Genomic DNA, 19,284 nt, shown 5'->3' with positions numbered 1-19,284 from the left:
TGCCCCGACGGCCCCGGCCACACCGTTTTTTCGCTCTCACCCCGGTTCTCGAAGCGCATGTCCTCCGTCGTCACCCGCTTTGCCCCGTCGCCCACGGGCTTCCTCCACATCGGCGGGGGTCGCACGGCGTTGTTCAACTGGCTCTACGCGCGCCGTCACGGCGGGCGGATGCTGCTGCGCATCGAGGACACCGACCGCGAGCGCTCGACGCAAGGCGCGATCGACGCGATCCTCGACGGGCTCGCCTGGCTCGGCCTCGATTGGGACGGCGACGTGGTCTACCAGTTCGCCCGCGCGGCCCGGCACCGCGAGGTGGCCGAGGGGCTGCTCGCCACCGGCCGGGCCTATCACTGCTACGCCACGCCCGAGGAACTGACCGAGATGCGCGAGAGCGCGCGTCGCGAGGGCCGGCCGATCCGCTACGACGGCCGCTGGCGCGACCGCGATCCCTCCGAGGCGCCGGCCGGCGTCAAGCCGGTGATTCGGCTCCGCGCTCCCACGGAGGGCGAGACCGTGGTCGAGGATGCGGTGCAGGGCCGGGTGGTCTGGCAGAACAAGGATCTCGACGATCTCGTCCTGCTGCGCTCGGACGGCACGCCGACCTACATGCTGGCGGTGGTGGTCGACGACCACGACATGGGCGTGACCCACATCATCCGCGGCGACGACCACCTGACCAACGGCGCGCGCCAGACCCAGATCTACCAGGCGCTGGGCTGGACCGTGCCGAACATGTCGCACATCCCGCTGATCCACGGGCCGGACGGGGCCAAGCTCTCGAAGCGCCACGGCGCCCTCGGCGTCGATGCCTACCGCGACCTCGGCTACCTGCCGGCGGCGCTCCGCAACTACCTCGTGCGCCTCGGCTGGAGCCACGGCGACCAGGAGATCTTTTCCACGCAGGAGATGATCGCCGCCTTCGACCTCGCCCAGGTCGGGCGCTCGCCGGCCCGGTTCGACTTCGCCAAGCTCGAGAACCTGAACGGGCACTACATCCGCTCGTCCTCGAACGAGGCGCTGGTCGAGGCGATCGAGGCGATCCTGCCGACGCAAGGACAGCGCTGGGGCCTCTCCGCGCCGCTGTCCCCGGAGATCCGCGACAAGTTCATCGCCGCGATGCCGGGGCTGAAGGAGCGGGCCAAGACCCTGATCGAGCTCGTGGACAGCGCCTACTACCTCTACGCGCCGCGCCCCCTCGCCCTCGACGAGAAGGCCTCGGGTCTCCTCGGCAATGGCGGGCGCGAGCGGCTCGCCGGGGCGCTGCCCCACCTCGAGGCGCTCGCCGAGTGGTCCGCCGCCTCGACCGAGGGTGCGGTGCGGCACTACGCGGAGAGCGCCGGGGTCAAGCTCGGACAGGTCGCCCAGCCCCTGCGGGCGGCGCTGACCGGCCGGGCGACCTCGCCGCCGCTCTTCGACGTGATGGCGGTGCTGGGCCGCGAGGAGAGCCTCGGCCGCCTGCGCGAGCAGGCCGCCTGAGGCACAACCAGGCCGTTTCCCCCCGCGAGATCCGCTCGCGGGGGATTCGACACCCCGATCCGACCACCCCTGAACAGAATCTGAATTCTGTCATCCGGGCGGGGAGGCGTGGTTGATGCCGGTGCGTCGATCCGCTAACCCGGGCGTTGAGTGAGCAACCGCAGCAAAGTCGCCGCCTGCCCCCGGGCGCCGCGGTCGAGGCGCCGACGCTCAGTCACGTTGATGGAAAGGGTCCGCAACCCCATGAGCCTCCCCACCAGCACCCTCACGGTGAACGGTCGCACGATCGAGCTGCCGACCAAGGCCGGCACGGTCGGCCCGGGTGTCGTCGACATCAGCAAGCTCTACGCGCAGACCGGGCAGTTCACCTACGACCCGGGCTTCACCTCGACGGCGTCCTGCGAGTCCAAGATCACCTACATCGACGGTGACGAGGGCGTGCTCCTCTATCGCGGTTACCCGATCGAGCAGCTGGCCGAGCACGGCGACTTCCTCGAGACCTGCTACCTGCTGCTGTACGGCGAGCTGCCGACCGCGGCCCAGAAGGCCGATTTCGACTACCGCGTCACGCGCCACACCATGGTGCATGACCAGATGAACCGCTTCTTCCAGGGCTTCCGCCGCGACGCCCACCCGATGGCGGTGATGGTGGCCTGCGTCGGCGCGCTCTCGGCATTCTACCACGACTCGACCGACATCACGGACGAGAAGCAGCGCATGGTCGCCTCCATGCGCATGATCGCCAAGATGCCGACGCTGGCGGCCATGGCCTACAAGTACTCGATCGGCCAGCCGTTCGTGTACCCGAAGAACGACCTCGACTACACCTCGAACTTCCTGCGGATGTGTTTCGCGGTTCCGTGCGAGGAGTACCAGCCGAACCCCGTGCTGTCGCGCGCGCTCGACCGGATCTTCATCCTGCACGCCGACCACGAGCAGAACGCCTCGACCTCGACGGTGCGGCTCGCCGGTTCCTCGGGCGCCAACCCCTTCGCCTGCATCGCCGCCGGCATCGCCTGCCTGTGGGGGCCCGCCCATGGCGGCGCCAACGAGGCGGCGCTGAAGATGCTGGCCGAGATCGGCACGCCCGAGCGCGTGGGCGAGTACGTCGCCAAGGCGAAGGACAAGAACGATCCCTTCCGCCTGATGGGCTTCGGTCACCGGGTCTACAAGAACTACGACCCGCGTGCCCGCATCATGCAGAAGACCACGCACGAGGTGCTGAGCGAGCTCGGCATCAAGGACGATCCGCTGCTCGACGTCGCGATGGAGCTGGAGCAGATCGCCCTCAAGGACGAGTACTTCATCGAGAAGAAGCTCTACCCGAACATCGACTTCTACTCGGGCATCACCCTCAAGGCGATGGGCTTCCCGACCTCGATGTTCACGGTGCTGTTCGCGCTCGCCCGCACCGTCGGCTGGATCAGCCAGTGGGCCGAGATGATCGAGGACCCGTCCCAGAAGATCGGCCGTCCGCGCCAGCTCTACACCGGCGCCCCGAAGCGCGACTACGTGACGACGGCCCAGCGCGGCTGACGCTGCCGATTGGTGAAATGAGAACGGGCGGCACGCGAGTGCCGCCCGTTTCTTTTTGTGCGTCGCAGGGTTTGAAAATCTGGCGCGGGTTCGTCCTCTCCCCGCCGGGCGAGGGTGAGGGGGATTTCCGGAGGAGCCTCATCCGGCACGTCACCCTCGCTTCGGCTGCGCCTGGGCTTGCCGTGTTCCCTGGACGGGAACGCAGCCCTCTCACCGCCCCCTCGTGGCGACGGCCTTGACGGAAGTAGGTCGCGTGCGATCGAGGTTCCGGCGAGCATAGCCGTCAAGCGTTCCCAGCCTCGGGCGACGACCTTGGGTCGGTGTGGCGTGTTGGGCGCGTTCCAGCCGCCATGGCGGGCCACGATCCACGACAGCCGGCTCGGGCTACCGGCGGGTGGGGGTTGCGCAGGCGGACCGTGCTGCCCTCACAGGCGCATCCAGGTCCGCGACGACCGGCAGGCACGCCGCGTCCAGCACGTCCTGCATCGGTCGCCGGCTGCCATCGCGCGCATCCACCGACAGCCGCATCATCTCCTGCGCGGGCGCCACATCCGGCACCCCCCGTGTCGTCAAGAGCCGCCAGCACAAGGGCGTCACGCCCGCGGGCGGATCAGGCGCCTGCACGCAGACGCACTGCAGGCTCGGGCAAGCCTGCTCGCGAGACTCCAGGGTGGAGGGGCACACCACCTCGACCGGCCCAGCGCGCCGCGTCACCTTGGCGGTGCGGGACGGCTGCCCGGGTCGGGCACCTCCACCGTGCCCTTGGCCGTCGCCGGCCATCGCGTCTCGCCCTGCAGGCCGCCGTCTTCGACCGGCGGCCGGTCGTGGCGCGCGCACCAGAAGGTCCGTGCCCGCAGGCCGGCGGGCGAAGTGGCCGACGGGCGAAGTGACTGTCGCCGTCGCCCTCCCGGTCGGCGATCACGATCGGACTCTGGGCCGCGTCGGACAGAGCCGTCGCGGCGGCCCTGGCTCCGGTGATCCAGTGCAGGCTCTCCTTCTCCTCGACCGGCCGCTGGTGGCGGGGGAGGATCGGGCGGGTGGAGCGGGTCCAGAACCGGGCATCGACCGGGCCCGGCACCGCCTCGTCTTCGGCTTCCACGGCGACGACCGGGTGCAGGACGAAGCCGGGATTGCGACCGGTGCCGGCCGGTCCCAGGCCGTGACGGCCGGCAGCAGCCGGCGTGACGTTGATCACGCTCGTGTCCCGGACCGCCACGATCGGCCGTCCGGCACAGGCCTGGGCGGTGCGGGCCGCAGAAGCCTGAACGATCCCGTCCCAGTCGGTACAGGGCGAAGACGGATAGCGGTGGGCCGCGGCCGTACCGGCTTCGCTGCCGCCGACCGTACTCGGCATCACGCTGCCGGTGGTGACGATCCGCTCGAACGGCCACGCCCCGCGCGCCTCCGTGCGCACGTCGCCCGATCACAACCCCCGCATCGGCCGTCCCCGCTCGGCCGCGGTGCTCCATCCGTGTGAAGCTCGGTGTTCGCGACGAAGTGTGGCCATCGTCCGTCCCGCCTCTCTCGTCAGGCGGTGAGCGATTTTGCCGGACTGAGTTTAGAATAGTTTCGAAAAAGCCTCGTGACGCAGTCGCGATTCAGCCTCGTTTTGTAGTCGCGGCGATGCTGCGGCCCTTCGACCCCCGGTCCGATCTTGTCGCGCGGGCGGGTTCCCGCCTATCAGGGGCCCGCGCCGTCCCCGGTCGCCTCCCGCCCGCTCCCACCGGACCGTCATGCTGAAGGCCTTCCTCGCCTATTACCGGCCGTACCGGGCCCTGTTCCTTCTCGATTTCGGCTGCGCCATCCTGTCGGGGCTGCTCGAGCTCGGCTTCCCGATGGCGGTGAAGGCCTTCGTCGACGTGCTGCTGCCGCGCCAGGACTGGAGCCTGATCCTGCTCGCGGCCGCGGGGCTCGCGCTGCTCTACGTCGCCAATGCCGGGCTGATGGTGGTGGTGACCTATTGGGGCCACGTGCTCGGCATCAACATCGAGACGACGATGCGGGCCCGAGCCTTCGATCACCTGCAGACGCTGTCGTTCCGCTTCTTCGACAACCAGAAGACCGGCCACCTCGTCGCCCGGGTAACGAAGGACCTGGAGGAGATCGGCGAGGTCGCCCATCACGGGCCCGAGGACCTGTTCATCGCCGTGATGACGCTGTTCGGCGCCTTCGGGCTGATGCTCACCGTCCATCCGCCGCTCGCCCTGATGACCGCCGCGATCCTGCCGGTCATCGCCTTCGTCACCGTGCGCTACGGCGGACGGATGACGCGGAACTGGCAGGCGCAGTACGGCCGGGTCGGTGCCTTCAACGCCCGCATCGAGGAGAATGTCGGCGGCATCCGGGTGGTGAAGGCTTTCGCCAACGAGGCGCACGAGCGGCGTCTCTTCGCCGCCGACAACCAGCGCTACCGCGCCACCAAGCTCGAAGCCTACAAGATCATGGCGGCGAGCCTGTCGCTCAACTACCTCGGCATGCGCCTCGTCCAGATCGTGGTGCTGCTGGGTGGAGCCGCCTTCGTGGTGCGGGGCGATCTCAGCCCCGGGGGCTTCATCGGCTTCCTGCTCCTCGTCGGGGTGTTCTACCGGCCGCTGGAGAAGATCAGCGCCGTCGTCGAGACGTATCCCAAGGGGATCGCGGGCTTCCGCCGCTACATGGCGCTGCTCGCCACCGCCCCCGACATCGTCGACCGGCCCGGTGCGATCCCGGCGCCGCCCCTGCGCGGCGAGATCCGGTTCGAGGGCGTGCGCTTCGGCTACGGCGACGGGCGCGAGGTCCTGAACGGCGTCGACCTCGCGGTCGGGGCCGGCGAGACCGTGGCCTTCGTCGGGCCGTCGGGGGCCGGCAAGACCACCCTGTGCTCGCTGGTGCCGCGCTTCTACGACGTCGAGGGCGGGCGCATCACCCTCGACGGCCACGACATCCGCGACCTGACGCTCGCGTCCCTGCGGAGCCAGATCGGCATCGTGCAGCAGGACGTCTTCCTGTTCGCCGGCACGATCCGCGAGAACATCGCCTATGGCCGGCTCGACGCGAGCGAGGCCGAGATCCGGGCGGCGGCGCACCGGGCCCGCCTCGACGCGCTGATCGAGACGCTGCCGGACGGCCTCGATACGGTGGTGGGCGAGCGCGGCGTCAAGCTCTCCGGCGGGCAGAAGCAGCGCCTCGCGATCGCCCGGGTCTTCCTGAAGAACCCGCCGGTCCTGATCCTCGACGAGGCGACCTCGGCCCTCGACACCCAGACCGAACGCGAGATCCAGCAGGCGCTCGCCGAGCTGACCGAGGGGCGCACGACGCTGGTCATCGCCCACCGTCTCGCCACCATCCGGCACGCCGACCGCATCGCGGTCGTCTCGGGCGGACGCATCCTGGAACAGGGCTCGCACGACGCCCTGGTGGCGGCGGACGGCGCCTATACGCGCCTGCACGCGGCGCAGGCGGGGGCGATGGCCGCGGAGTGATTCCGCGGCCCCGGCTCCTGACGCGAGCGACCGGAGACGGGCGTCAGTGCGCCGAGGTGTGGAGGGCCCAGACGTCTTCCTCGACGTCGAGCAGGGTTTCGTGGATCTGCCGCGCCAGGGCCAGCGCGGCCTCGTCGCTCGTCGCCGGGCCGTTGAAGCGGGCGATGACCGCCAGCGTCTCGACCGTCAGCGCCTGCCGGAAGCGGGCGAAGCCCCCTGGGCACTCAGCCTCGTAGGACAAGGCGAGGTCCCGCAGGACATGCGCGAGGAGATCCGCCGCAGGGGCTGCGGCGGGAGCGGGGGCGCGGCTCTCGGCGGCCGGCAGCAGGTCGAGCGTCGGGATCATACCCGCACAGGTAGGACCTGCAACGCCCGAGCAACATTCGGGCGTACAGCCTAGGTCTGACGGCATAATGCGCTGCGTCGGGCCAAGCCCGACGGCGCATCCGTCGATCATCGCATGCGGGCGTCGCGCAGCGTGGAGCGACGTCTCCCGTTGATCACCACGCGGGGTCAGTCCTGTCAACAGACCTGACGCAACTGTGAACGGCGTTGGTCTTCCACAAACCGGAGGCCGCCGGACGCTCCGGACTGTCGAACGCCGAACGGTGGACTGGGTTGTCGGGATCGCAACCTAAGCGGACTTGCGTTGGCAGGCCGGCGCTTCGCCCGCTCAGGTTCTTGTTGTGTCGCAGATTTTTGCCGCCGAACCGGTGTCCGCTTCGGCGAAATCCGCTTAGGCGCGGATGCGGCGTGCCCTCAGCCCATCACCAATCCACCATCGACGGTGAGCACCTGCCCGGTCATGAAGCGGCTGTCGTCGTGGGCGAGGAACAGGACCGGCCCGGCGATGTCCTCGGGGCTCGCGAGGCGGCGAAGCGGCGTCTGGGCGATCAGCGCCTCGCGCACGGCCTCCGGCGTGTCCCGGCTCGCGGTCGTCGGAACGACGAGGCCCGGCGCCACGCAATTGACCCGCACGCCGACCGGCCCGAGTTCGGCGGCGAGGTTGCGGCTGAAGCCGACGAGCGCCGCCTTGGCGGTGGTGTAGTCGTGATAGGGGATGCTCGGGCGCGCCACGAGGTCGCTCACGAGGTTGACGATGCTGCCGCCGCTCCGTCGCGTCAGCAGCGGCAGCAGGGCCTGCACGACGGTGTGGGTCGCCCGCACCGCCCCGTCGAACTGGCGCTGGTAGGCCTCCCACGGCAGGTCGCGGAAGCGGGTGCGGTGGTCGGGGTCGAAGCGGTAGGGCGCGAAGGCGTTGTTGACGATCGCATCGAGGCGCCCGACCTCCTCGGCGATCCGTGCCGCGAGCCCCGCCACCGCGTCCGGATCGGTGACGTCCGCGGCGACCGGGAGCGCCTGCCCGCCGAGGGTCCGGCAGCGCTCGGCCACCGCCTCGGCGCCGGCTTCGTCGCTGCGGTAGTTGACGACGACGAGGGCGCCCTCGGCGGCGGCGGCCCTGGCGATGGCGGCGCCGATGCCGCGGCTCGCCCCGGTGACCAGGATCGCGCGGTCGCGGAACCTCACGGTGTGTTCTCCTTCGTCGTCTCCCTGGCGGGGATCAGGTCGCTCTTCACCACCTGGCTCATGTCGAGGGCGCGGGTGACGAGACCGAGGCGCCGGAAGGTGTCGGCGCCCTGCTGCAGGACCGGCAGGTCGAAATGGCCGAGGCCCTCGCGCTCGGTCGTCGGCGACACGCTCGAGAGGTTGCGCAGGCGGATCACCTCGCGGTTGATCGCCTCGTCGCGGCCGTTGATCGCGCGGGTCACGGCGAGGCGGGCCGCCTCGTCCGGCTTGGCGATCATCCAGGCCGCCGAGTCGCGGTAGGCGGCGAGGAAGCGCCTGAGGAGCGGCTTCTTCGCCTCGTAATCCTTGCGCGTCACCACGAAGATGTCGCTCGGCAGGTTGAGGTGGTCGCGCACCTCGATCACGTCGACGTCGCCGAGACCCTTGGCGCGGCCGACGAGGAGCCCGGTATCGGTGGCGGCGGTCGCGTCGACCTGGCCCTGGATCAGGGGGGCGAAGTTGAGGAGGCCGGTGACCTCGACGGTCACGTCCGATTCCTTCAATCCCGCCGCGGCCAGCAGCAGGAGCAGGTGCTGGCGGGTGCCGCTCGCCAGGCTGTAGACGCCGACGCGCTTGCCCTTGAGGTCGGCGGCGGTGCGGATGCCGCGGCTCTTGGGCGAGACGACGTTGAACACGTTCTGCGGGTAGATATCGTAGATCGCCACCAGGTCCGCGCCCTTGTCGAGGGCGAGGTAGAACGAGGCCGGGTCGGTGAAGGCGACATCGGCCTGCCCCGCCAGCACGGCCTGGATCGCCGAGCCGCCGCCGTTGCCCGGCACGTAGTCGAGGGCGATGCCGCGGGCCTTGAACAACCCGTGATCCGGCTCGGCGAGCAGGTTGGTGATCTCGCTGATCGGCTGGCTCCAGCCGCCGACCGTGACCTTGTCGAGGGCCTGCGCGGCGGCCGGGGAACTGAGCCCCGCGAGAGCGAGCGCCGCGAGGGCGAGGAACGGCAGGGCACGCAGGCAACGTGGAATCGTCACGACGCTCAACCTCTCGGGTAGCGACGCAGGATCAGGGATTCGAGGGCGCGGGCGGCCTCGTAGACGGCCATCCCGAGGGCGGTGATGACCACGAACAGGGCGAGGATCAGGCTCGAATCCATCACGCTCTGGGCGGCGATGATCGCGGCGCCGAGGCCCTGGCGCCCGCCGACGAACTCGCCCACCACCGCCCCGACCAACGCGAGCACGATGGCGACCCGGAACCCCGCCAGGATCACCGGCAGGGCCGCGGGCAGCTTCAGGCGCCACAGGGTCCGGGCCCGGCTCGCCCCGAGCATGCGAAACAGCTCGCGCTTGGCCGCATCGACCTGCTCCAGCCCCGTCAGGGTGTTCTCGAGGAGCGGGAAGAAGCAGATCAGCGCGGTGATCACCACCGTCGGGGTCAGGCCGAAGCCGAACCACAGGATCAGCAGGGGCCCGAGCGCCAGCTTCGGCACCAGCTGGCTCGCCAGCACGTAGGGGTGGAGCACCCGGTGGAGCGCCGGCCACTCGGCGAGGAGGATGCCGGCGCCGAGGCCGAGGCCCGTCCCGGCGGCAAGCCCGAGCGCCATCTCGGTCGCCGTCGCCCGCAGGTGCGGCCAGAGCCGGCCCGACGCGATCTCGCCCCACAGGGTCTCGGCCACCGAGGAGGGGGGCGGCAGGACCAGGGCCGAGACCGCGCCCGTGCGGCACCACGCCTCCCACGCGCCGAGCAGTGCGACGAGGAGCAGGACGGAGGCGAGGCGCGGCCTCATGCGGCGCGCCCCGCGGCCGGGGAGGGGGCGTCCATGGCGGCGCGCAAGGTCCGGCAGGCGGCGCCGAACGCGGCGGCGTAGCGGATGCCGGGGGGGCGGGGACGCGGCAGCGGCACCGCCCCCTCGTGGACGAGGCGCCCGGCCGCCATCACGCCGACCCGATCGCCGAGATACGCCGCCTCGGCGATGTCGTGGGTGACGAACAGGGCCGCGGTGCCCCGCGCCGCGCAGAGGCGCAGGAGATCGTCCTGCAAGTCCTCGCGGGTGATCGCGTCGAGCGCCGCGAAGGGCTCGTCGAGGAGCAGGAGGTCGGGCGCGCCGATCAGGGCGCGGGCCATCGCGACCCGGCTCTGCTGCCCGCCCGACAGGGTGGCGGGGTGCCGTCCGGCGAGGGCGCCGAGCCCCATCGCCGCCAGGAGGTCGCGGGCGGCGTCCCGGTCGGCCGCGCGGGGGCGGCGCTTGAGCGAGACCGGCAGCAGCACGTTGTCGAGGACGCTGAGCCAGTCGAGCAGGGTCGGGGCCTGGAACACGAAGCCGACCCGCGGCGCCGGCCCGCGCACCGGCGCCCCGCCGACACGCACGAGCCCCTCGTCCGGCGCAATCAGCCCGGCGGCGATCTTGAGGAGCGTGGTCTTGCCGCAGCCGCTGCGGCCGAGCAGGCAATGCACCGCCCCGGGGGGAATTGCCCAGTCGACCCCGTCGACGGTCGCCACCGCGTCGCCGGGGAAGCGGTAGCGCACGCCCGCCAGGGACAGGGTGGCGTCACTCGGCATAGGGCGCGAAGTCGTCCGCCGCGGCCTCGGCGCCGGCCTCGATCTCCGTCATCGTGACGAGGTCGAGCAGGCTGAAGCGGCCGTCATGGTGCCAGCCGGCCTCCGGCGCGGTCATCCGGCCGATGGCGGTGATGCGGGTGACGCCGGCCGCCGCGAGGTCGTCCGCCAGGGTGAACAGCCGGGTAGGCGAGGCCGCGAGGCCCGCGCTTTGGAGGTAGGCGCGGTGAGGCGCTACCAGGGCCGGCACCTCGGCGAGATCATCCACCGCCACCACGGCGACGGTGCGGTTGAGGCCGGACGGGCTCAAGGGCACGGCCGCATCGAGGTGGACGACGCTCCAGGGATCCTCCGGGTCGCCGAGGAGCACGATCTCGTCCCCGTCGAGGGCCCGCATCTCGTGGCCGCTGCGCCAGGCCGCGATGGCGGCGGCCTCGCCCGGATCCAGACCCCGGCGCGGGTGGCGGGTGCTGAGCGCCGCGAGCGCATGGGCGATGTGCCGGGCGAACTCGTCCGGCGCCACCGGCCCGCCGCGCTCCACGAACAGCATCTGCGGCGCGTAGCAGCCCTGCTGCTCGTAGCGCACCACGTCCTGGGCGGCAGCATGGGCCACGGCGGCGGCCCGACGGCTGTCCAAAGCCTCGCGGCCGACCATGGCAAAGCCGATGCGGTGGCCGTGCGGCAGGAACCGGGCGGCGATCGGCACCCCGGCGCGCAACGCCTCCAGGGTGGCGTTGCCGCCATACGCCATGACGCAATCGGCCGATCCCAGGAACGTCGCCTCGACGCCGCTCTCGCCGCCCTTCCACCAGGTCACCGCCAGGCACTCGCCGAGCTCGGGATCGGCCTCGGCGAGTGCCTGCGCGAACCAGCCGGCGGTCAGCGGCTCGGCCGAGGCGAGCTTGCCGATGCTGCCGGCCTTGACTAGCAGACCGGCGACGAGGCTCCACAGCGGCAGGGCCGGGACGTTGCCGGCCCAGACATGCAGGAGCAGATCGGGCCCGCGCGCCCGCACGAACCCGCCCTTCACCGCCGGCCGGAAGCCGTCGAGCACGCCCGGATCGGAAAAGTCCTCGGCGAGGAAGCGCAGGAGCTGGGGCCGCCGGAAGGTCTTGAGGTAGCGCGTCAGGCCGAGCCGCACGGTCTCGGCATCGTAGCCGGTGACGACCGGCAGCAGTGCCTCGGCCTTGCGCCGCAGGGGATGCGTGCGGTCGAGGAGGCAGGCGCTCGCCCGGTCGATCGCCTGGACGATGCGGGCGGTCTCCATGCCCCGCAGGGTATCCCGGGCACGGACCCGGACATGGGCGCAGAGCGCCCGGGCCTGGGCCTCGTCGAGCACCGGCAGCGCCACCGCGACCGTCTCGCCCCAGGCCCGGTGCGCGACGACCCGCCGGCCGACCGCGCTGGCGAACGGCCCCGGCAGGTAGCCGGCCTCCTCGACCCCGCTCGTCCCGCGATCGCTCATGCTCTCGCCGGTCACCCTTGGGCGGCGGTCAGGAACTCGGCCACCGCGACCGAGCAGCCGCGGGACGCCGAACCCTCGACCCGGCCGAGCAGCCGGAAGCCGCCCGGCACGATCACGCCGGCATCCTCGGTCAGGATCGCCGAGACCGAGTTGAAATGGGCGAGGTCGTGGTGGACCAGCACGCCGGTCTCGCCCTCGGGCAGGTCCCGGCCGGTCAGCGGATCGACGACGCGGCTGCGGATCCAGTGCGGGCCGGACTTCACCGGCGGGCAGACCGCGTTGCCGTCGTCGTAGAACTGGGTGCTCAGCTCCGTCATGCCGTACATGTTGAGGCAGGCCTCGCGCGGCACCCCGAAGGTCCGCGAGAGCGCGTCGTAGAAGGCGTCTGGCTCGATCTCCCGCGACTGGCCCTTGAAGCCGCCGGTGTCGAACAGGACACTGCCGGGCGGCAGGGCGATGCGCCGGCCCCGTTCCGCGAGCGCGTCCAACACCGGCACGAAGGCGTAGGTGGCGCCGAGCAGCGCATAGGGCTCGCCCGAGGCCTCGGCCCGCTCCAGCGCCGCCACCAGCCCGTCGAGGTCGAGCCCGCCGGGGCCGATGAAGACCGCGCTGTCGGGCGTCCCGAAATGCGTCTTGGCCAGGGCCAGGTAATGGGCGAGCGACGAGTTGGGGAGCGCCGCCTCGTCGGGAAACAGCAGGCCCATGCGGATCGTGTCGCGCCCGCGCATCACCCGGGCGGCAAAGCCCTTCAGCATCGAACGGTCGTAGACCGCCAGCGTCGGGTGGTAGCTGCGGCCGCGCCCGCTGCCGGTGGTGCCGCTCGTCATGAACACCCGCGCGGCGTCGTCCGGCGGACAGCAGCTCAGGGTGAGGTCCTTGAACGCCTTGATCGGCACCGCCGGGATGTCGCGCCAGCGCCGCAGGCTAAGCGGCGTGCGCCCGCGCGCCTGGGCGAAGCGGCGATAGGGAGCGTTGTGCGCGTATTGGTGGGCGAAGAGCCGGAGCGCCATCGCCTCGAACTCCGCCTCGTCCGCCCCCGGCCGACCGATGAAGTCGATCAGGGCCTCGACGATCTCCGCTTGCGACATCACGGCCACCTCGCGCCCCATCGTGGGCGTCGGCCGTGCCGGGCGTGAGATCCTGCGCGAAAAGACGGCTGGCGGCAGCGCCCTCGTGGCGGCGCCAAGGCGGCCGTGCCGGTCCCGCATCCCTCCGCCGGCATGACCCGGATCAGGTTCATAGGGTCACCGCGGCGCCCGGACGGGTCCGGGCCGGCGGAATCTCAGCCTCCTCGCGAGGCTCCCCTGGGAGGGGAGGACAGTGGGGGGCGGGGGAGCGGGTGTCAAGGCGAGGCCTTACGGCCGCGACAGCCCCTCGGCGAGGCGCCGGAAGGCGTCGAGGGCCCTCTCCAACGTCGTCTCCGGCGCGTCCGACGCCGCGACCCAGAGGGCGGCATGGAGCGAGGCACCGGCGAGGAGGCGTGCCGCCGCCTCCGGGTCGACGGGTGGGATCGCGCCGTCGGCGACGAGACTCCGGATGCGGCGCGTCGTCTCGGCGAGGCAGGCATTCTGGCTCGGCCAGGTCGAGGGATCGCCCAGCACCGCCGGCCCGTCGAGGAGCACGATGCGCTGGATCTCGGGCTCCCGCGCCATCTCGATATAGGCCCGGTACTCGTCGAGGAGGCCCTGCCACGGGGTCTCGGCCCGCTCGCCGACGACGCGGAGGCGCGCCGCCATCTCGGCGTCGATCCGGTCGATGACCGCCTGGAGCAGGCCCTTCTTGTCGCCGAAATTGTGATAGAGCGCGCCCCGCGTCAGGCCGGCCTCGGCGGTCAGGTCGTCCATCGAGGCCGCCGCGTACCCCTTCGCGGCGAAGGCCTCGCGGGCGGCCTTCAGGAGCTTCTCCTTCGTCTGCTCCATCCCTTGCGCGCGTCGTCCGGCCACGGCTTCCCCCTCCCTCGACATACACATCGTATGTGAATTGACATACGGCGCGTATCCATGCTCTTTCGCATACGTCTCGTATATCGAAGTCGAGAGCGAAGGAGCAATCCATGCCGCAGACGACCGTGACCCCGACGCCGACCCGCGAGGCGATCTTTCCGCCCGGACGGCAGGCGCTCTACGACAAGCACCGCTACTCGGCGGCGATCCGCTCCGGCGACCTCCTGTTCGTCTCCGGCCAGGTCGGCAGCCGCGAGGACGGCTCGCCCGAGCCCGACTTCGAGGCCCAGGTCGCGCTCGCCTTCACCCGGCTCGACGCCGTGCTGGCGGCGGCGGGCTGCTCCTTCGCCGACGTGGTCGACGTGACGACCTTCCACACCGACCCGGAGGCGCAGTTCGACGCGGTAATGCGGGTGCGCGACCGCGCGATCGGCGCGGCGCCCTACCCGAACTGGACCGCCGTCGGGGTGAACTGGCTCGCGGGCTTCGCCTTCGAGATCAAGGCGATCGCGCGGATCCCGGCGCGCGGCTGAAGCCCCCTGTCCGGGCCTCAGGCCCTGCCGCTGCGCATCGCCATCCGGCCGCGCTCCAGGATACGGACGGGATCGCCGAAATGCTCGTCCATCTCCGCCTCCGTCTCGTCCGGGTGGCCGTGCCCGATGAAGTGGGCGAGGCGCTCGTGCTCCTCGACGAGCGCCCGGTTCTGGCGGTAGCCCGCCATCATGAGCCGCAGGCACAGGCGGGTCTCGGCCTGGAGCGTGTCGTAGCTGCGCGACAGGCGCTCGCTCCGCGCCTCCTCGACGATCCGCTGATGGTAGCGCAGGTCGAGATCGGCGATCTCCGCCCAGTCGCCAGCGCCGAGCAGGACCGCCATCCGGTCCGTCAGTTCCATGAGCTCCCGCGCCAGGACGGCCCGGCCCGGGCCGGCCATCACCCGCCGGATCGCCGCGATCTCGAGGGATTTGCGGGTGAAGTAGATGTCGACGATGTCGCCGGTGGCGAGATCGACGACGAAGACCCCGCGATGGGGCTCGGCGCGCAGGAGGCCTTCCTGGACGAGGCGCTGGATCGCCTCGCGCACGGGGCCGCGGCTGACGCCGAACTGGGTCGCGAGCGCCATCTCGTTCAGCTGTCCGCCGGCCGGAAAATGCCCGTCGAGGATGGCCGCCCGGATCTCGGAGGTGAGCTGGCCGGCCAGCGTGTTCCGGACGACGCGGCGCAGGCCCTTCGTCCGTCCGGGCGCTTCCGGGGCATTCGACACGATGATGGCTCTTCCGCTCCACGGGTCCCGGGACGGGCGCGATCCGGTTCGCGCCGCGATCGTCCCGGCCGGGGCGATACAGCACGAAGCGGGGGCCCCGTCGAGCGCGCCCGGAGGCTGAGCCCCGGTCTCCCGGTGGAAACCCCGGCGGGGTGTCCGCGGAGGCCGGGGGAGGGGAGGGCGCTCCCGGACGAGGCGGGCGGAACATCGGCCTGCGGGCGAACGATAACCCGGACGATCGAATCCGGCGCCGCCCTCCATCGGCGGCCTCCACGGGACCTCACGACATGACGCAGACAGCGACGCCCGTCTGGCTCATCACCGGCTGCTCCACCGGCTTCGGCCGGGAACTGGCCCGGCTCGTCCTCGACCGCGGCTGGCGCGCGGTGGTGACGGCACGCGACGCCGCCCGCGTCGCCGACTTGGCGTCCGGCGCCGAGGACCGGGCGCTCGCGCTCCCCCTCGACGTGACCAAGCCCGATCAGGTCGCGGCGGTGGTGGCGCAGGCGACGCAGCGGTTCGGCCGCATCGACGTCCTCGTCAACAATGCCGGCTACGGCTACCAGGCCTCGGTCGAGGAGGGCGAGGAGGACAAGATCCGCGCCCAGTTCGACGCCAACGTGTTCGGGCTCTTCGCGATCACCCGCGCGGTCCTGCCGGTCATGCGGGCGCAAGGGAGCGGGCACGTCGTCAACATCACGTCGGTCGCCGGGCTGATCGGGTTTCCCGGTTCGGGCTACTATGCGGCCAGCAAGCACGCGGTCGAGGGCTGGTCGGACGCGCTCGCCGCCGAGGTCGGGCCCCTCGGCATCCGGGTCACCTGCGTCGAGCCGGGACCGTTCCGCACCGACTGGGCCGGTCGTTCGCTGGTCCAGACCCCGAGCCGCATCGCCGATTACACCGAGACGGCGGGCGCCCGCATGGCATCCACCGCGGAAAAGAGCGGGACCCAGGCCGGCGACCCGGTGCGCGCCGCCGAGGCGATGATCCGGCTCACCGAGACTTCATCCCCGCCACGCCACCTGGTGCTCGGCGCCTTCGGCTTCGAAGCGGTGACCGAGCGGCTGCGCGGACGGTTGAAGGAGATCGAAGCGTCGGAAGCGGTGAGCCGCGGGGCGGATTATCCGGCGGGGGCTTGAGGGCGTTTCGGCGCGGTCAGGACACTCTCGATCCGGCAAAACGATCGGAAACCCTGTGCGTCATTCCCGGGTCCGCGGAGCGGAGCCCGGGATCCAGGAACACAGGTGGCCGAGAACAGGGCGGATCCCGGTCCGCTTCCGTGCGGCACGAACTGCGGTTCCGGATCCCGGGCTCCCGCCTTCGGCGAGCCCCGGGATGAGCTGGCGCGTGCGATGAATGTCGGTCTGCGCGGCCGGTATTCGTCGCCACGCTTTTCAAACCGCGTCCGCCCGCGGCATGCCCGCGCCCGCCCGGGCGAAGGGCGTGTCCGGCACCCGCGGCGCGAAGCGGAACAGGCCGGCGGGCGCCACTGTCTCCAGTTCGCCCGCCTCCAGGTCGCGGGCGATCACCACCAGGAAGGCCGGCGCGTCCTCGGCCGGCCGGCCGAAGGGGCGGGGACGTGAGAACAGCGTGCCGACGCTCTCGACCAGCACCGGCCGGTCCGATTCGACGACCCGTACCAGGCCCTTGAGGCGCAGCAGGCGCTCGCCGAGATGGCCGGCGAGGTTGTCGAGCCAGGCCGCCAGATCGTCGTAGGGGAGGGGGGCGGACGGACGCGCGAGCCAGACCGCGACGCGGGGATGGGTGCCGGCGGGCTCCGCCCGGAGCAGCGCCGGATCGAGGCCGATCCCCGGGAGCGGCGCGAAGGCAGCCGCCACCGCGGCCGCGCGGTCGGGATCGGCCACGATGACGGCGAGCGGGTTGAGGGCGGCGACCTCGGACATGGCCTCCGACGGACGGCCCGAGGATGCGGCGTCGAGCTTCGTCACGACGATGCGGTGGGCGGCGGCCCATTGCGCGGCGGCCTCCGCGAAGGCGGCGGAGTCGGGCCCGCGCAGCGCATCGTAGGTGGCGAGGACCGAGACCCGCATCGGGAAGCCGGCGAGGCTCGCCAGCTGGCGCAGGACCGGGCCGGGCTTCGACAGGCCGCTCGTCTCCAGCACGATCCGCCGCAGCGGCCCCGAGGCCTCCGGCCGCTCGGCGGCGAGCAAAGCCTCGACGGTGCGGGCGAGGTCGCTGGTCATCTGGCAGCAGACGCAGCCATTGGCCAGCATCGTCATCGGCACGTCCCCCCCGCTTTCGCGCAGGATCAGCCCGTCGAGTCCGATCTCGCCGGCTTCGTTGACGATGATCGCGGTATCGGCCGCCTCGGGACGCGCGAGATAGTCGCGCAGGAGCGTCGTCTTGCCGGAGCCGAGGAAGCCGGTGAGGACGACGACGTCGAGGATGTCGGTCACGGCGCCGCCTGCGGCGAGGTCGCGTATTGCGCCGGCACCGCCTCGTCCCAGGTCGCCTTGACGAGCGTGCGCACGTCGGCGAGCAGCTCGGCGGTGTCGTAGATCACCCCGTCCTTGATCGTGTATTTCAGGCCCCGGTGCCAGGTGGCGCCGTTCGTCGCCTCGTCGAGGCGGAGCGCCCCGGTGCCGTAGAGCAGTTTGAAGTCGGTGAGCGGGTTGTGGTCGTGGACCAAGAGGTCGGCGCGCTTGCCGACCTCGACGGTGCCGATCTCGTCCTCCAGCCCGCACAGGGCGGCGCCCTGCGAGGTCGCGGCGCGCACCACCTCCAGCGGGTGGAAGCCGGCCTCCTGCAGCAATTCCAGCTCGCGGATGTAGCCGAAGCCGAAGATCTGGTAGATGAAGCCCGAATCCGAGCCGGCGCAGACCCGGCCGCCGCGGTTCTTGTACTCGTTGATGAACGCCATCCAGAGCCGGTAGTTCTCCTTCCACTCGATCTCGTTCTGGGTCGACCAGCGATACCAGTACGAGCCGTGGCCGCCGCGCTGCGGCGTGAAGTAATCCCACATCGACTTCCAGGTGTAGTCCTTGTGCCAGTCGGCCTGGCGCGCCCGCATCAGGTCGCGGTTGGCGTCGTAGATCGTGAAGGTCGGCACGAAGGTGAAGCCGAGTTCCAGGAACCGCTCCAGGGTCTCGTTCCACTTCCTGGAACCGGGCTCGGCGCCCTGCCGGAACATCTGGCCGGAGACCGAGAAGCGGAAATACTCGTCGTTGTAATCGTAATCGAGCGGGAAGTTCTGGACGACCCGATCCTCGAACAGGGCCTCGGGCAGGCCGTAATAATGCTCGGCGCTGGTGAGGCCCCAGCCGGCGGTGGTGAGCGCGTTCATCCGCGTCACCGCCATCTGGGCGTGGTGGCAGCCCGACTTCAGCCCGAGCTTCGCGCACTCGTCGAGGGCCGCCTCCATGATGGCGGGGGGCGCCCCGAAGAACTTCACGCCGTCGGCGCCGCGCTCCTTGAGCTTGCGCAGCCACACCCGCCCCTCCTCGGGGGTGTGGATCAGCTTCAGCATGTCGTTGACGGCCGGGAAGTAGCTGTAGGCGAGCAGCCGGGGTGCTGCGATCTCGTTCGCTTCCGAGCGCTTCTTCTGGTCGAGCATCCAGTCGAGGCCGTTGAACGAACCCATCTCGCGCACCGTCGTCACGCCGTGGGCGAGCCAGAGCTTGTAGACGTACTCGACCGGCGGCACCCAGCCGTTGGCGGCGTGATAGGCGACGCCGGCATGGGCATGGCAATCGACGAAGCCGGGCGTCACCCACTTGCCGCGGCAATCGATCTCGTGGTCGCCGGGCGCGGGCCGGTTGGCGCTGTTGGCGAGGTTGCCGGTGACCTTCTTCAACTGCACGATGCGGCCGTTCTCGACCACGATGTCGGTCGGGCCGATCGGCGGCGCGCCGGTGCCGTCGATGACGGTGGCGGCCCGCAGCACCAGGCGCTTGTGCGGCCCGATCCCGCGGTCGCGGGAGGTCGAGGGCACCAGGGGCGGCTGGCCGGCCTTGGCGCGCTCGGCGGCGAGCTCGTTGCCGGCGAGAATCGTCTCAGGCATGGGGGCGTCGCTCATGGGGATCTCCCGTGTTCTTGTTAGATCTAAAC

The 19,284-nt window shown here is 71.3% G+C and carries 16 protein-coding genes and 1 riboswitch; of the genes, 5 read left to right on the top strand and 11 right to left on the bottom strand.

Annotation, left to right across the window (positions count from 1 at the left end; genetic code table 11):
• Positions 1-57: 57 nt before the first annotated feature.
• The 3 genes from gltX (at position 58) to miv_RS17900 (ending at position 6,473) form a co-directional block, all read left to right on the top strand.
• A complete protein-coding gene (gltX, locus tag miv_RS17910) occupies positions 58-1,476 on the top strand; it encodes a glutamate--tRNA ligase (protein WP_207177997.1) in 1,419 nt (472 codons plus the stop codon).
• A gap of 243 nt (positions 1,477-1,719) precedes the next feature.
• Entirely contained in the window at positions 1,720-3,012 is a 1,293-nt protein-coding gene (gltA, locus tag miv_RS17905; RefSeq protein WP_048427695.1) for a citrate synthase, read from the top strand.
• Positions 3,013-4,745: 1,733 nt separating this feature from the next.
• Positions 4,746-6,473, top strand: coding sequence for an ABC transporter ATP-binding protein (locus tag miv_RS17900; protein WP_048427697.1), 1,728 nt, complete (start codon positions 4,746-4,748; stop codon positions 6,471-6,473).
• Positions 6,474-6,516: 43 nt separating this feature from the next.
• On the opposite strand, the gene miv_RS17895 is transcribed toward miv_RS17900, so the two are convergent.
• The 8 genes from miv_RS17895 to miv_RS17860 all read right to left on the bottom strand — a co-directional run bounded on the left by miv_RS17895 (position 6,517) and on the right by miv_RS17860 (position 13,955).
• Complete coding sequence (locus miv_RS17895; RefSeq protein WP_048427698.1) at positions 6,517-6,819, bottom strand: hypothetical protein; 303 nt, start codon at positions 6,817-6,819, stop codon at positions 6,517-6,519.
• Positions 6,820-7,232: 413 nt separating this feature from the next.
• Positions 7,233-8,000, bottom strand: a complete 768-nt coding sequence (locus miv_RS17890) for an SDR family oxidoreductase (RefSeq protein WP_207177995.1) — start codon at positions 7,998-8,000, stop codon at positions 7,233-7,235.
• Positions 7,997-9,022, bottom strand: coding sequence for an ABC transporter substrate-binding protein (locus miv_RS17885; RefSeq protein WP_207177993.1), 1,026 nt, complete (start codon positions 9,020-9,022; stop codon positions 7,997-7,999). Before miv_RS17885 ends, miv_RS17890 begins: the two co-directional genes overlap by 4 nt.
• 5 nt (positions 9,023-9,027) lie before the next feature.
• On the bottom strand, positions 9,028-9,777 hold the full coding sequence (locus tag miv_RS17880) for an ABC transporter permease (protein ID WP_207177991.1): 750 nt from the start codon (positions 9,775-9,777) through the stop codon (positions 9,028-9,030).
• Positions 9,774-10,550, bottom strand: a complete 777-nt coding sequence (locus miv_RS17875) for an ABC transporter ATP-binding protein (RefSeq protein ID WP_207177989.1) — start codon at positions 10,548-10,550, stop codon at positions 9,774-9,776. The genes miv_RS17880 and miv_RS17875 overlap by 4 nt, the downstream gene beginning before the upstream one ends.
• Entirely contained in the window at positions 10,540-12,012 is a 1,473-nt protein-coding gene (locus miv_RS17870; protein WP_207177987.1) for an acyl-CoA reductase, read from the bottom strand. Before miv_RS17870 ends, miv_RS17875 begins: the two co-directional genes overlap by 11 nt.
• A gap of 11 nt (positions 12,013-12,023) precedes the next feature.
• A complete protein-coding gene (locus miv_RS17865) occupies positions 12,024-13,100 on the bottom strand; it encodes a LuxE/PaaK family acyltransferase (RefSeq protein WP_207177985.1) in 1,077 nt (358 codons plus the stop codon).
• A 119-nt stretch (positions 13,101-13,219) separates the two neighbouring features.
• Positions 13,220-13,318: riboswitch (TPP riboswitch) on the bottom strand.
• 49 nt (positions 13,319-13,367) lie between these two features.
• Positions 13,368-13,955, bottom strand: a complete 588-nt coding sequence (locus miv_RS17860) for a TetR/AcrR family transcriptional regulator (RefSeq protein WP_244496482.1) — start codon at positions 13,953-13,955, stop codon at positions 13,368-13,370.
• A 110-nt stretch (positions 13,956-14,065) separates the two neighbouring features.
• Between miv_RS17860 and miv_RS17855 the strand changes: the two genes are divergently transcribed.
• Positions 14,066-14,488, top strand: a complete 423-nt coding sequence (locus tag miv_RS17855; protein WP_207177981.1) for a RidA family protein — start codon at positions 14,066-14,068, stop codon at positions 14,486-14,488.
• Positions 14,489-14,505: 17 nt separating this feature from the next.
• Here the strand turns inward: miv_RS17855 and miv_RS17850 are convergent, their stop codons facing one another.
• Complete coding sequence (locus miv_RS17850) at positions 14,506-15,216, bottom strand: GntR family transcriptional regulator (protein WP_122984086.1); 711 nt, start codon at positions 15,214-15,216, stop codon at positions 14,506-14,508.
• Between the two features lie 287 nt (positions 15,217-15,503).
• Between miv_RS17850 and miv_RS17845 the strand changes: the two genes are divergently transcribed.
• Entirely contained in the window at positions 15,504-16,355 is an 852-nt protein-coding gene (locus tag miv_RS17845; protein WP_207177979.1) for an oxidoreductase, read from the top strand.
• Between the two features lie 255 nt (positions 16,356-16,610).
• On the opposite strand, the gene miv_RS17840 is transcribed toward miv_RS17845, so the two are convergent.
• Positions 16,611-17,633: a CobW family GTP-binding protein gene (locus miv_RS17840; protein WP_207177977.1), complete on the bottom strand. Its 1,023-nt coding sequence runs from the start codon at positions 17,631-17,633 to the stop codon at positions 16,611-16,613.
• Positions 17,630-19,252 carry an amidohydrolase family protein gene (locus tag miv_RS17835; RefSeq protein WP_207177972.1) on the bottom strand — a complete coding sequence of 541 codons (1,623 nt, stop codon included), beginning with the start codon at positions 19,250-19,252 and terminating at the stop codon, positions 17,630-17,632. Before miv_RS17835 ends, miv_RS17840 begins: the two co-directional genes overlap by 4 nt.
• Between the last annotated feature and the right edge of the window lie 32 nt (positions 19,253-19,284).

It is taken from the genome of Methylobacterium indicum (assembly GCF_017347565.1).
Taxonomy (GTDB): Bacteria; Pseudomonadota; Alphaproteobacteria; order Rhizobiales; family Beijerinckiaceae; genus Methylobacterium; species Methylobacterium indicum.
This window is presented reverse-complemented; position numbering and strand designations above follow the sequence as displayed.

What these genes read in the sequence shown, in the direction of transcription:
- miv_RS17875 (WP_207177989.1), bottom strand. Translation starts at nt 10,550, where the DNA reads ATGCCGAGTGACGCCACCCTGTCCCTGGCGGGCGTGCGCTACCGCTTC.
- miv_RS17845 (WP_207177979.1), top strand. Translation starts at nt 15,504, where the DNA reads ATGACGCAGACAGCGACGCCCGTCTGGCTCATCACCGGCTGCTCCACC.
- miv_RS17880 (WP_207177991.1), bottom strand. Translation starts at nt 9,777, where the DNA reads ATGAGGCCGCGCCTCGCCTCCGTCCTGCTCCTCGTCGCACTGCTCGGC.
- miv_RS17865 (WP_207177985.1), bottom strand. Translation starts at nt 13,100, where the DNA reads ATGTCGCAAGCGGAGATCGTCGAGGCCCTGATCGACTTCATCGGTCGG.
- miv_RS17835 (WP_207177972.1), bottom strand. Translation starts at nt 19,252, where the DNA reads ATGAGCGACGCCCCCATGCCTGAGACGATTCTCGCCGGCAACGAGCTC.
- miv_RS17895 (WP_048427698.1), bottom strand. Translation starts at nt 6,819, where the DNA reads ATGATCCCGACGCTCGACCTGCTGCCGGCCGCCGAGAGCCGCGCCCCC.
- gltX (WP_207177997.1), top strand. Translation starts at nt 58, where the DNA reads ATGTCCTCCGTCGTCACCCGCTTTGCCCCGTCGCCCACGGGCTTCCTC.
- gltA (WP_048427695.1), top strand. Translation starts at nt 1,720, where the DNA reads ATGAGCCTCCCCACCAGCACCCTCACGGTGAACGGTCGCACGATCGAG.
- miv_RS17855 (WP_207177981.1), top strand. Translation starts at nt 14,066, where the DNA reads ATGCCGCAGACGACCGTGACCCCGACGCCGACCCGCGAGGCGATCTTT.
- miv_RS17900 (WP_048427697.1), top strand. Translation starts at nt 4,746, where the DNA reads ATGCTGAAGGCCTTCCTCGCCTATTACCGGCCGTACCGGGCCCTGTTC.
- miv_RS17870 (WP_207177987.1), bottom strand. Translation starts at nt 12,012, where the DNA reads ATGAGCGATCGCGGGACGAGCGGGGTCGAGGAGGCCGGCTACCTGCCG.